Source organism: Dermabacter sp. p3-SID358 (assembly GCF_025147465.1).
Classification (GTDB): Bacteria; Actinomycetota; Actinomycetes; order Actinomycetales; family Dermabacteraceae; genus Dermabacter.
Window position 1 is genome coordinate 103,561 of the sequence record NZ_JALXOZ010000001.1, and the last position, 11,874, is coordinate 115,434.

The window sequence follows — 11,874 nt, forward strand, 5'->3', positions numbered from 1 at the left end:
AGGCTATGACCTCACCTGAATTGAGCGCCCAGACTCCGCGTGGGCGCATGTATCGCATGGAGCCCGGAGGGAAACTTGTTCACCCCTCCATCACGACCGTGGCTGGGATGCGCGCCAAAGATCACCTCAACGGCTGGTACGCGCGCATGGCATCGAAGCGTGCGCTCGAGATGTTTTCCTACCTCGACCGAAATCCTTCGCGGGCTTTCGACGAGATTCGCCGCGTGAACCGCAATAGTTGGACGACGCAAAAGCGCATCGCCGAAGCCGCGCCCGACTACACGAAAGCGACCGCCGATTTTGGCACCTACGTCCACGCGCTGTGCGAGGAATGGGAACGCTCTGGTGAACGCCCCGCCGACTCCGACATGCGCGAGATTGCCACGGAAATGCGTAGTGGGGGAGACCTCCTGAGCATGGAAACGAACCTCGCAGAGCTCGTGGCGCGAGCAAACGTGCGCCTCGACGGTTTTGGGGGATTCCTCGACGAGTTCCAGCCGGAGTTCATCGAAATTGAGCAAACCGTCGTCAACCGCACCGTGGGGTACGCGGGCACGACCGACACTATCGTGAAGATTGGAAATACCCTTCTCACGGGCGATATCAAAACCTCGAAGAAAGTGCGTGGCGATTACGCGCTTCAAGGAGTGGCCGTCATGCGGGCCGAGAACCTCCTCGACAACGACGGGACACTCAGGGAGATGCCCGAACTCACTGGCGCTTTCATCATCCACTTGCCCGAATCGGGAGGGTACAGCGCCGTTCCCCTTCGTACCTCCGAGGCCGAGTGGGAAACGTTCAAGGCACTGCGAAAAGCGTGGGACTTCGCGCCCGATGACTGCGCGCTCGGCGAAGCACAGAGCCCAAAGGAGCTGCTGCTTACGCTCTTGAACGCGAAGCTCTAGCGCGAAGCCCCACGAAGCGCCCCAATTTAGAGGTCGTAGTAAAGCTCGAACTCGTAGGGGTGGGGGCGCAGCCTGAATGGCTCGACCTCATTTTCGCGCTTGTACGCGATCCAGGTCTTGATGAGATCTTCCGGGAACACATCGCCCTCGGTCAGGAAGTCGTGATCTCTTTCGAGCTCATCGAGCGCCTCGTCAAGAGAAGCCGGGAGAGTTTTGATCTCCGCGTGCTCCTCAGGCGGAAGTTCGTAGAGGTCCTTATCGATGGGCTCGGGCGGCTCAATGCGGTTCCTGATGCCGTCGATTCCCGCCATAAGCTGTGCGGAAAAGGCAAGGTACGGGTTTGCCGAGGGATCCGGTGCGCGGAACTCGAGGCGCTTCGCCTTCGCGGAGTTACCCGTCACGGGGATACGGATCGCCGCGGAACGGTTACGGGCCGAATAGACCATATTGACGGGTGCTTCGAAGCCCGGCACGAGACGCTTGAATGAATTCACGGTGGGGTTCGTGAAAGCCGTAAGCGCGGGCGAGTGTTCGATAAGGCCGCCGATATACCAGCGCGCGAGATCCGAAAGCCCCCCGTAACCGCTCTCGTCGTAGAAGAGCGGCTCGCCGTTCTTCCACAGCGACTGGTGGCAGTGCATGCCCGACCCGTTGTCGCCAAAGACCGGCTTCGGCATGAACGTCGCCGAACGCCCGTTTTCCCACGCAACGTTCTTGATCACGTACTTGAACTTCATGACGTCGTCCGCCGCCTGAAGAAGCGTGGAAAAGCGGTAGTTGATCTCCTGCTGACCGCCCGTGCCAACCTCGTGGTGAGCGCGCTCGACCTCGAGGCCCACCTCGTCGAGAACACGCACCATCTCGTCCCGAAGATCAGCCATCTGATCCACGGGTGCGACGGGGAAGTAGCCGCCCTTCATTGCGGTCTTGTAGCCCTGGTTGCCGAACTCCTCGTCGCGGCCTGTATTCCATGCGGCTTCGTTCGAGTCGATCTCGTAGAACGCGCCGCTGGATTCGGTCTGGTAGCGAACCGAGTCGAAGATGTAGAACTCAGCTTCGGCGGCGAAGAAGGCGGTGTCGGCGATGCCTGTTGAACGGAGGTACTCCTCGGCCTTCGCCGCGACGGTACGCGGGTCGCGGCTGTAGGGCGCATCCGTGAACGGGTCGACGATCGCGTAGTTGATCACGAGAGTTTTTTGATCTCGGAATGGATCCACGTAAGCGGTGCTTAAATCCGGGACGAGCTTCATATCGGATTCGTGAATGGCCTGAAAACCACGGATTGACGAGCCGTCAAACAACTGGCCCTCGGCAATTGCTTCCTCATCGAAGGTCTTCGCGGGAACGTTGAAGTGCTGCATCACACCGGGAAGATCACAGAAGCGAATGTCAATGAACTTGACGTCTTCTTCTTCGATAAATTTTACGGCTTCGCTGGGATTGCTGAACACGTATCCTCCGTCCGTGCAGTGCGCACGATTGCTTAGGGCATTTGCTCCTCACAGTTTACGGCGCAAGCCCCTAGAGTTTGCACCACGTACGGCCGTAAAAGTACGGTTCAGGAATGAATCCGCCCATAAGTCGTGACGAGCCGGCCGAAACTCAAGGCGGGGGAGCATATCCCGGCAAGGCCCTAGCCCTTCCCGAACACGGTAGCCGCTCTGTTGCCCCTTTGCCGCAACGTTTTCTCTCGCTGTGTCTCGACTGGGCGGCTGCTGCGGCTGTGGCGTTCTTTGCTTTTCACTACGACCCCGGTGCCACGCTAGGGCTTTTCCTCGCACAGGTCATTGTGATGCAAACCCTCTTCGGTGCAAGCCTCGGTCAGTTTCTCACGGGCCTTCGCGTGCTGCCCGTGACTGGGCGCTCTCCCATGCTCGTGCGCGCACTCGTTCGCAGCATCATCATGCTGAGCGTTATAAGCGCCTTCGTCGTGAACGACAACCGCCAAACCCTTCACGACCTCGTCGCGGGCGTTGCTATCGTGCGCGCTTAATAGACATCGCCCCCACGGGCATGAACTGCGTGGGGCGAAGGCGAAAAACCGGTCGGCTCAGCGTCCGCGCATGGCCTTGCGGTTGGGCCTAGCTCGCATGGGATCCACACCCTTCGGGATGGCCTGGCGAACCGGATTCGGCAGGGCGTGAAGGCGCCGACCGATTTCGCCGGCTTCGGCCTTCGTAAGTTCGTTCTTCATGCGGGTGAGGTGCCGGTTGAGCTTCGGAAGCGGCACCTCATCATCGCCGTGGCCCACGAACACCGCGTGAACGGGCACGTTAGGGAACATGCGGTTCATACGCTTGACTTCCTTGTTCATGAGCTTACGGGAACCACCGCCCGAGCCTTCAGACACGAGCGCGATGCCCTTGCGGCCGCTTGCTCGAAACAGCATCGAGCGGCTCCGAGCATCAAACGCTGCGGGATCCTGCTCGACGTTCCAGCCACGCGAGATCTGCTGCATCACGGCGATCGCGGCGCCGGGCTGATCCTCGATCTTCGCGTACGTGGCCTTTTGAGCCCTGCGACCAAGGATGATCATCGCGAGAAGGAGACCGAAACCGAGGCCAATGAAGGCACCGTAGATGGGGTGGCCGAACGCTCCAAAAACGAGGGCGAGCAGAACCGTGAGGCCCACGATCGAGAGAATCATGAGCGGCGCGGTCGAACGGTCGTACGCCTGCGTCTCTTTGAAGACGTCGATGGTCTGCCTGATCCGGCCGGGCTTCTTCGCCTTAGCGGTGTCGTCGGTGGGGTTCTTGCGTGCCATTAATCCTTGTCCTTAGCGCGATGCGGGCGGTCCGAAAACCACCCCCAAGCATAACCGGGGAGCGCTCCTAGGCGTTTGCTGCGGCCTTGCGCTCAGCGCGCTTCCTGTCGCGCTTTTCACGTGCTTCCTGTCGCTCAACCACGCTTGTTGCCTCTTGAAGGGCAGGCGCCGAGGAATTGAGGTGAGAGAGCTCTTCGGGAATCTCGCGGCCGAGCTTCTCCATGGCTTGGGCCCAAAGTCGACCCGCGCGGTACGACGAGCGAACCATTGGACCCGCCATGATGCCCGCAAAACCCATCTCATAACCGGCCTCAGAAAGCTCGAGGAATTCCTGGGGCTTCACCCAGCGATCGATCGGGTGGTGCAACTTCGACGGACGCAAATACTGCGTAAGGGTGAGGATTTCGCAGCCGTGGTCGCGAAGGTCCTGCATGGCCGCGAGGATCTCGTTCGTTTCCTCGCCCATGCCGAGGATGAGGTTCGACTTCGTGATCATGCCGTGTGCTTTCGCATCGGCGATTACCCCGAGGCTTCGCTCGTAGCGGAAGGCAGGGCGGATCTTTTTGAAGATACGCGGAACGGTTTCGAGGTTATGCCCGAAGACCTCCGGCTTCGATTCGTATACCTGCTGCATAGCCGCCGAATCGCCCTTGATGTCATCGATGAGCAGCTCCACGCCCGTACCGGGGCTAATCGCGTGGATCTGCCTGCACGTCTCGGCAAAGAGACCTGCCGCGCCGTCGGCAAGATCATCGCGTGCAACACCTGTCACAGTCGCGTATTTGAGGCCCATTTCCTTAATCGAGGTGGCAACTTTGAAGGGTTCTGCGGGATCGATCGCTTGGGGCTTGCCTGTCGCGATGTCACAGAAGTCGCAACGACGAGTGCATGTATCGCCACCGATCAAGAACGTCGCCTCGCGATCTTCCCAGCACTCGAAGATGTTCGGGCAACCGGCCTCCTCGCACACCGTGTGCAAGCCACGTGAATGTACACGCTTCTTCATATCGGTGTACTCAGGCCCCATATTCGCCGTGGTTTTGATCCAGCTGGGCTTGCGTTCAATCGGGGTCTCCGCGTTGCGCGCCTCAACCCTGAGTAGGCGGCGTCCTTGAGGTTCAACTGCCACGTCACATTCTCCTTGCGAGTAGGGTTCTCACGATTGTAGGGGCACGAGTGCCCGATCCCGTAAAGCACGTGTGTGATCTTTACGAGCGTTGTTGATCAGTCGAGGCCGCGTTCGGCTTCGAGTTCCTTCATGGTTTCTTCGACGTCGGCAAGGACGTCCCTCGGGCGCACGGCACGACCGGTCTCGACCGAAAGCGATGTCACGCCTGCGTCGTCGATGCCACAGGGAATGACGTTCATTGCCCACGAGAGGTCGTTCTCGCAGTTCAAGGCGAAGCCGTGCATCGTGCATCGCTTCGCCACCCGGAGCCCGATGGCACAGACTTTGCGGTCCATGCCGAGCTCGTCGAGAATCCACACGCCACTGCGCCCCTCAACTGGAGCGGTGTTCACTCCCGCTTTTGTGCACACCTTCATGATGGCCCGTTCGATACCTCGCACGAAGCCCACGACATCGATAGGGGCGGGGAGCTTCACGATCGGGTAGCCCACGAGCTGGCCCGGGCCATGCCACGTGATTTTGCCGCCACGATCGACATCAACGACAGGCGCCCCGTCGCGCGGGCGCTCAATCTCGAGCGTACGGCGCCCAGCGGTGTAGACAGGTTGGTGCTCGAGGAGGAGGAGTGTGTTCGGGCGCTCGCCCGCGATGACCTCCGCGTGGATCTTCTTTTGGACATCCCACGCTGCGTTGTACTCAACCGGGCCGGGCGGAAGATTGAACTCTTCGTGGGCGGATGTGATCCCGGAATCTTCTGAAAAAGCGAGGTGGATGATGTCGAGCACCCCACCATGCTAGTGCTCCGTGTGTCGAGGCAAAAGTTCGTGTATCGCCCTCGGCTGCCCGTGACCTTCGAGTTATCCACAATTCCGGATTGCCTCTGGGATCGGCTGCACGATTCGGTTGGAATAGGCACATGAGCCACATCATCGCGCGCATGGTCTCCGCGTTCAGCACTGGTCACCGACTCATCCGCATGGTCCGCACGGACCGTGGTCGACAGGTCTGGCAGGCGCGGGATCACAGGGGCCGACGCCTGGTCCTCATCCGTGCCCGCTCACTACCCGCAGTGAAACGAGTGCGGCGTGAAATCGCGCTGCTGAGAGAACTCAGGGCCACGGGTGTCACTGCTGTGCCCGCAGTCAAATGGTGCGGTTTGGCGGCCTACGCGATTGCCGAGGGTCCGAGCGCTCTCGCTCCGCCCAAGGGTAAGAGGGCCTCGCGCGCGATGGTCGCGACCGGCGAGACCGAGATGGCGAATGTGGCAGCGGATCTTGCGGGGCTTCTCTTCGCGCTTCACTCGCGCAATCTTGCACTCGGGCTTCAAGGACTGTGCGGGATCGAGCTTTCACCGCACGGTCGCGTGGTCGTCACCGATTTTTCGCACGTGGCCACGCTGACGCCCGTCAAGAAACGTGCCGATAAGCAATGGCTTGCACGGCTGACCAATGGTGCTGACACCTATCGCTATGCTCAGCGTCGCACGGGGGAGCGCGAGGAGTACTCCTTGCGAGAGTGGGGCATGGTTGATCCCTCCGCACAGCACCCGCACGGGAGGAGATCGAAACCCGAAGAGGAGATCGCCCCATCGCCTTCTGAGCGGCGCGCCAAAGGCAGCGGTCAGCGCCGCTTGTGGATACTCACTCCCATGGCGTTGAAGCTCGCACTTCCTGCGGTACTCCTGTGCGCAGCTCTGGCAGGAGGCCTCATGTTCACGGCCCCATCCGAGAACACGCCACCCGCCATGATTGCCGAAACGCGAATCGAGGATCCAGCCGCGATCATGACGTCACTTGCCGCCGCCCGACACAGCTATCTCATAGGGGCGACCGACGACAACCTTTCCGCCGCGCCGGGAAGTGAGGCAGAGCTCGCCGACAAACAACTGCGAGCAGCCCTGGCCGGAACGATGGTTGAAGGCGGTGAAATGCGCGTTCTCGAGGCCCGCACCCTTGAACAGAGTGAAAGCGGCGCGCGAGTGCGTGTTCGAGTTGAGGAGACCGGAGCCCGCATTAGCGCTCCGAACGAAACTCGAGCGCTCGACGAAAGTGAACCCTACGAAGTTGACATCCGGCTCGAACGAGTTGCCGGGCAGTGGCGCATTGTGTCGACGGTGCCCTTCGAAAAAGACGTGGAAAGCGCTTAGTACATAGAGTCCGGGCCGCGCCTTCTTGCGAAAGCACGGCCCGGGCAGCTTCAAGGGGGGAATGCCTTAGAGGCCGAGATCCCCTTCGAATGCGCCATCTTCGAGGCGCTTTTTCATGGTCGAGAGGAAACGAGCAGCGTCGCCGCCATCGACGAGGCGGTGATCGTAGCTGAGGAACAGGTACATCATCGAGCGAATCCCGATCGTCTCGTTGCCGTCGGCATCCTTCACTACTGCCGGACGCTTCACGATCGTGCCGCAGCCGAGGATACCCACTTGCGGGTTCGGAACGATCGGCGTATCGAACAGTGCGCCGCCCGAACCGGTATTCGTGATCGTGAATGTTGCACCCTGGAGGTCGTCCGGGGTGAGCTTGTTGCCCTTCGCCTTGGCGCCGAGCTCACCAATCTGGCGGGCAAGGCCAGCGAGATTGAGATCGCCAGCGTTCTTGATGACCGGGACCACGAGACCGCGCTCGGTGTCCGCCGCCATGCCGATGTTCTCCACACCGTGATACTTGATCATGTCGCCCGCGATCTCCGCATTGAGCTTCGGATGTGCCTTCAGCGCTTCGACAGCCGCCTGCATGATGAATGGGAGGAACGTGAGCTTCGCGCCCTCGCGTGCGAGGAAGTCGTTCTTCGCACGGCCGCGAAGAGCGGCGATGCGGGTCATATCGACCTCGACCGCAGTCGTGAGCTGAGCCTGAGTCTGGAGCGATTCGACCATGCGCGAAGCAACGATCTTGCGCAGGCGAGACATCTTCTCCTCGGTACCGCGCAGCGGCGACACCTCGACCTTCGGGGCTTCCTTCTTCGCGGGAGCCGCAGCGGCCGGAGCCGGAGCAGCAGCGGGAGCAGGAGCCTCGGCTTTCTTCTTGGCCTCAATGGCCTCCTGCACGTCCTGCTTGCGGATACGACCACCGATGCCGGAGCCCTTGATCGAGCCGAGATCGATGCCGTTATCCGATGCGAGCTTTCGCACGATCGGGGTGACGTAGGCTTGCGCGGTGCTGCTCGAGGAGACGGCTTCAGAAGCGGAAGCCGCGGGCGCTGCGCTCTCTTCGGCCTTAGGAGCAGCCTCGGCTGGCTTTGCAGCGGGAGAGGAAGGTGCCGGGACCTCGCCAGCAGGGGCGCCCGAGCCGATCACGGCGATCGGAGCGCCGACCTCGGCCTCCTCATCCTCTTGCACGAGGATCTTCTGGAGCGTGCCTGCGATAGGCGAGGGAACCTCGGTGTCGACCTTGTCGGTCGAAACCTCGAGAAGCGGCTCATCGGCCTCGACCTCGTCGCCGACTTCCTTGAGCCAGCGCACAACGGTGCCCGAATCAACGGACTCGCCAAGCGCGGGCATCTTCACTTCTTCACCTTCGGCGCTACCGGAGGTGCTCGACGAGTCAGCCGGCGCCTGGCTCTCGCCAACGGGAGCCTCCTGCGACGTCGAGGGGGCAACCGTCGGATCCGAGGCGAGGTTCTCGCCCTCGCTTGGCTCTGCGGAACCATTCTCGACACCCGAGCCGTCACCGACCACGGCGAGGTCGGCGCCGATCTCGGCGTCCTCATCTTCGTTTACGAGAATCTTCTCGAGAACGCCAGCTACGGGGGAGGGAACCTCGGTGTCGACCTTGTCGGTCGAAACCTCGAGAAGCGGCTCGTCAACGGCGATCTCCTCACCGACCTCTTTGAGCCAGCGGACTACGGTGCCCTCGGTGACGGATTCACCGAGTGCGGGCATTTTGACGATTTCAGACATGTGAATATCTCCTCGTGATCAGGCGTGGGCGTGGAGGGGCTTGCCAGCGAGAGCGAGTGCAGCCTCGCCCATCGCCTCGTTCTGGGTGGGGTGGGCGTGGATGAGCGAAGCAACATCCTCGGGCTCCGCCTCCCAGTTGACGATGAGCTGCGCCTCGCCGATCTGCTCCGAAAGGCGTGCACCGATCATGTGGACACCGACGATGGGGCCGTTCTTCTCGCGCACAAGCTTGATGAAGCCTTGAGTGCCGAGAATTTGCGACTTGCCGTTACCGCCGAGGTTGTAGTCGTATGTGGCGACGTTGTCGTCGCCGAACTTCTCCTTGGCCTGCTTCTCCGTGAGGCCAACCGAGCCGATGTTCGGTTCGCAGTAGGTCACGCGCGGAATGCCCGACTCATCAATGGGCTGGGGGCTCAAGCCCGCAATCTGCTCAGCCACGAAAATGCCCTGCTGGAAGCCACGGTGAGCAAGCTGGAGGCCCGGAACGATATCGCCAACGGCATAGATTCCGGGAACATTCGTTTCAAGGGTTTCCTTGTTCGCGAGTACGAAACCGCGATCCATGTCGATGCCTTGCTCTTCGTAACCGAGGCCCTGGGTCTGCGGGCCGCGGCCGACAGCGACGAGGAGGTAATCACCCTCGTAGGTGTCGCCGTTCGCGAGAGTGACCTTGACGCCAGTTTCAGTCTGCTCCGCCTTCTCGAAGAACACACCGAGCGAGTAGGCGATCTTGCGCTTCTTGAAAGCGCGCTCGAGGTTCTTTGAAATTGCTTCGTCCTCGTTTGCGACGAGATGGGGCAGGCCCTCGATGATCGTGACGGACTCAGCGCCGAGCGACTTCCACACGGAAGCGAACTCTACGCCGATCACGCCGCCACCAAGAATGATGGGGTTCTTCGGTACTTCAGGAAGCTGGAGCGCCACCTCGGAGTCGATAATGCGGCCGCCAAGCTCGAGACCGGGAAGAGTCTTCGAGAACGAACCCGAGGCGAGGATGATGTTCTCGCCCGTGAGGGTCTGCTTCGAGCCGTCCTCAGCCTCAACCTCGACCGTGTTTTTGCCCGTGAGTCGACCGAAACCGTTCACGAGGGTTGCGCCGGACGAGCCCACAAGTCCCTGGAGGCCCTTGTAGAGGCGGCCGATCACCTTGTTCTTGAAATCGAGCATCTTTTCGGTGTTAACCGCGGAGGTCGTCATCTCGATGCCGACAGCCTTGGCTTCAGCCGGGGTGTCGGCAATCTCGCCCACGTGAAGCAGCGCCTTCGTGGGCACGCAGCCGCGGTGAAGGCAAGTGCCGCCAAGCTTGTCCTTTTCGACGAGGGCAACGCTCTTGCCGAGCTGGGTGGCGCGCAGCGCGGCCGCGTAGCCGCCGCTGCCACCTCCCAGAATCACGATGTCGAACTTCTGGTCTGTGGAGGTATCCGCCACGTTCAGCTCCCTAACTGTTGAGGATTGGGGTCATGTCGCCGAAGGTCCCGGCCTCGAACGCAAAGCCAGCCGGTGCGGCATGCACGCCCATTATCGTAGGGGAATCGCCTGGACGTTGCCGTGGCTCGCGCAAGGCAAGCCATGAGCGTGAGAAAGCCCCCACCTCAGCCCGCGTAACAAAGGGGTGAAGTGGGGGATTTCCGACGGTGCCCGCGCGACAATCGCGCAGAACTGTTACTTAGCGGCTTCGCGCTCAATCACCTCGACGAGTGTGCGCATGCTCATGCCAGTCCCACCGATGTTGTTGTAGCCGAACGGCTTCTGGGTGAATGCAGGCCCCGCGATGTCCACGTGTGCCCACTTTGTCTCGCCGACGAACTCCTTGAGGAAGATGCCAGCGCTCAGCGCGCCACCGGGGCGCTCGCCGATGTTGCTGAGGTCGGCAACGCGGCCGTTGAGGCCCTCGCGGAGTTCCGCGGGGAAGGGCAACGGCCACATGGGTTCGCCCGCCGCCTTCGAGGCTTCCCACACCTCATCGCGCGCTTCATCGACACCCATGACGCCCGCGGTGCGGTTACCGAGGGCGACGATCGCGGCTCCAGTGAGCGTCGCAACGTCAACGAGAAGATCGGGCTCGAGCGCTGAAGCGTCGACGAGGGCATCCGCCATGACCATGCGGCCCTCGGCATCGGTGTTGAGCACCTCGACGCTCTTGCCGTTGCGCATCGTGACAACGTCGCCGGGGCGCTGCGCACCGCCTCCGGGGAGGTTTTCCGCGAGCGCCAGGAAAGTCGTGACCTTCACGTCGAGCTCGAGTGCAGCGGCAGTGATGGTTGCCGCGAGAACGGTGGCCGCGCCGCCCATATCCATTGTCATCTCGTCCATGCCGGCGCCGGGCTTGAGTGAGATGCCGCCCGAATCGAACGTGATGCCCTTACCCACGAAGGCCACGTGGCGCTTCGCTCGTTTCGGCGCGTACGTGAGCTTGACGAGACGCGGCGGGCGGGTCGAGCCCTGGCCAACGCCCACGATGCCGCCGTAGCCGCCGTCGGCGAGGGCTTTTTCATCGAGGACCTCGACGCTCACGGGGAGCTTCTTCGTGAGTTCCTTTGCGCGGTCCGCAAAGGACTCGGGGTAGAGGAGGTTGGGTGGAGTATTGACCAGGTCGCGAACGATGTGAACGCCCTGCGCGATCGTCTCGGCTCGATTGGCGACTGGTTCGAGTGCCTTGAGTTCCTTTTTATCCGTGACTGCAAGGACGATTTCTTCGACGGGCTTGTGCTCGTCCTTAACATCGCTCTTGTAAGAAACATAGGCGTAGGCGCCCAAAGCCGCACCTTCGAGGGCCGCGGCGATATGGGTTTCTGAAGCGGCCGGGAAGGCGAGCGCAATGCTCTTGTGTCCGGTGAGGCTACGGGAGGCGGAGCCGAAGGCGTAGCGCACGTCTTCGCAGGTGACGTCTTCGAGTGCCTCTGCCCCAAGGCCGACACCCACGATTGCGCGGGCCTTGTAGCCGGAAGGAGCGGGAATGGTGGTGAGCGCGCCCTTAGCGCCGTCTGCCTTGACCGCGGCGAAGCATTCTTCGAGCGAGGGCAAACCCGCGGGCGTCGCCGGGGCGGAGTCTTTGCCCTTAAGGAGGGGGACCACGAGCACATCGGTCGTGATCGAATCAACGTTGCTGATGCTCAGAGTTATATGTGCCATGCGCTTATCGTAGGGGAGTCATTCGAATTTGAGGTGGGAGCGGGCA

The 11,874-nt window shown here is 61.5% G+C and carries 10 protein-coding genes; 3 read left to right on the forward strand and 7 right to left on the reverse strand.

Annotation, left to right across the window (positions count from 1 at the left end; genetic code table 11):
• Positions 1 to 5 precede the first annotated feature (5 nt).
• Positions 6 to 905, forward strand: a complete 900-nt coding sequence (locus M3B90_RS00535; RefSeq protein ID WP_259888099.1) for a hypothetical protein — start codon at positions 6 to 8, stop codon at positions 903 to 905.
• A gap of 26 nt (positions 906 to 931) precedes the next feature.
• On the opposite strand, the gene glnA is transcribed toward M3B90_RS00535, so the two are convergent.
• Positions 932 to 2,356 (reverse strand): type I glutamate--ammonia ligase, encoded by a 1,425-nt coding sequence (glnA, locus tag M3B90_RS00540; protein WP_259888100.1) that lies wholly within the window; start codon positions 2,354 to 2,356, stop codon positions 932 to 934.
• Between the two features lie 113 nt (positions 2,357 to 2,469).
• Between glnA and M3B90_RS00545 the strand changes: the two genes are divergently transcribed.
• Complete coding sequence (locus M3B90_RS00545; RefSeq protein WP_259888101.1) at positions 2,470 to 2,898, forward strand: RDD family protein; 429 nt, start codon at positions 2,470 to 2,472, stop codon at positions 2,896 to 2,898.
• Between the two features lie 57 nt (positions 2,899 to 2,955).
• Here the strand turns inward: M3B90_RS00545 and M3B90_RS00550 are convergent, their stop codons facing one another.
• The 3 genes from M3B90_RS00550 to lipB all read right to left on the reverse strand — a co-directional run bounded on the left by M3B90_RS00550 (position 2,956) and on the right by lipB (position 5,583).
• On the reverse strand, positions 2,956 to 3,669 hold the full coding sequence (locus tag M3B90_RS00550; protein WP_259888102.1) for a DUF4191 domain-containing protein: 714 nt from the start codon (positions 3,667 to 3,669) through the stop codon (positions 2,956 to 2,958).
• A gap of 67 nt (positions 3,670 to 3,736) precedes the next feature.
• The gene (gene lipA / locus M3B90_RS00555; protein ID WP_259888103.1) at positions 3,737 to 4,798 is read right to left on the reverse strand and encodes a lipoyl synthase; all 1,062 of its coding nucleotides are present in this window, start codon (positions 4,796 to 4,798) and stop codon (positions 3,737 to 3,739) included.
• Positions 4,799 to 4,893: 95 nt separating this feature from the next.
• Positions 4,894 to 5,583, reverse strand: coding sequence for a lipoyl(octanoyl) transferase LipB (gene lipB / locus M3B90_RS00560; protein ID WP_259888104.1), 690 nt, complete (start codon positions 5,581 to 5,583; stop codon positions 4,894 to 4,896).
• 131 nt (positions 5,584 to 5,714) lie between these two features.
• Here lipB and M3B90_RS00565 point away from each other — a divergent pair, with 131 nt between their 5' ends.
• The gene (locus M3B90_RS00565) at positions 5,715 to 6,944 is read left to right on the forward strand and encodes an aminoglycoside phosphotransferase family protein (protein ID WP_259888105.1); all 1,230 of its coding nucleotides are present in this window, start codon (positions 5,715 to 5,717) and stop codon (positions 6,942 to 6,944) included.
• A gap of 66 nt (positions 6,945 to 7,010) precedes the next feature.
• On the opposite strand, the gene sucB is transcribed toward M3B90_RS00565, so the two are convergent.
• The 3 genes from sucB to M3B90_RS00580 all read right to left on the reverse strand — a co-directional run bounded on the left by sucB (position 7,011) and on the right by M3B90_RS00580 (position 11,828).
• The gene (gene sucB / locus M3B90_RS00570) at positions 7,011 to 8,696 is read right to left on the reverse strand and encodes a 2-oxoglutarate dehydrogenase, E2 component, dihydrolipoamide succinyltransferase (protein WP_259888106.1); all 1,686 of its coding nucleotides are present in this window, start codon (positions 8,694 to 8,696) and stop codon (positions 7,011 to 7,013) included.
• Positions 8,697 to 8,714: 18 nt separating this feature from the next.
• Positions 8,715 to 10,124, reverse strand: a complete 1,410-nt coding sequence (gene lpdA / locus M3B90_RS00575; RefSeq protein WP_259888107.1) for a dihydrolipoyl dehydrogenase — start codon at positions 10,122 to 10,124, stop codon at positions 8,715 to 8,717.
• Between the two features lie 234 nt (positions 10,125 to 10,358).
• Positions 10,359 to 11,828 carry a leucyl aminopeptidase gene (locus M3B90_RS00580; protein WP_259888108.1) on the reverse strand — a complete coding sequence of 490 codons (1,470 nt, stop codon included), beginning with the start codon at positions 11,826 to 11,828 and terminating at the stop codon, positions 10,359 to 10,361.
• Positions 11,829 to 11,874 lie beyond the last annotated feature (46 nt).

Excerpts from the sequence above, each read along its gene's own strand:
- M3B90_RS00550 (WP_259888102.1), bottom strand. The coding sequence starts at position 3,669 with ATGGCACGCAAGAACCCCACCGACGACACCGCTAAGGCGAAGAAGCCC.
- M3B90_RS00535 (WP_259888099.1), top strand. The coding sequence starts at position 6 with ATGACCTCACCTGAATTGAGCGCCCAGACTCCGCGTGGGCGCATGTAT.
- M3B90_RS00565 (WP_259888105.1), top strand. The coding sequence starts at position 5,715 with ATGAGCCACATCATCGCGCGCATGGTCTCCGCGTTCAGCACTGGTCAC.
- M3B90_RS00545 (WP_259888101.1), top strand. The coding sequence starts at position 2,470 with ATGAATCCGCCCATAAGTCGTGACGAGCCGGCCGAAACTCAAGGCGGG.
- M3B90_RS00580 (WP_259888108.1), bottom strand. The coding sequence starts at position 11,828 with ATGGCACATATAACTCTGAGCATCAGCAACGTTGATTCGATCACGACC.
- sucB (WP_259888106.1), bottom strand. The coding sequence starts at position 8,696 with ATGTCTGAAATCGTCAAAATGCCCGCACTCGGTGAATCCGTCACCGAG.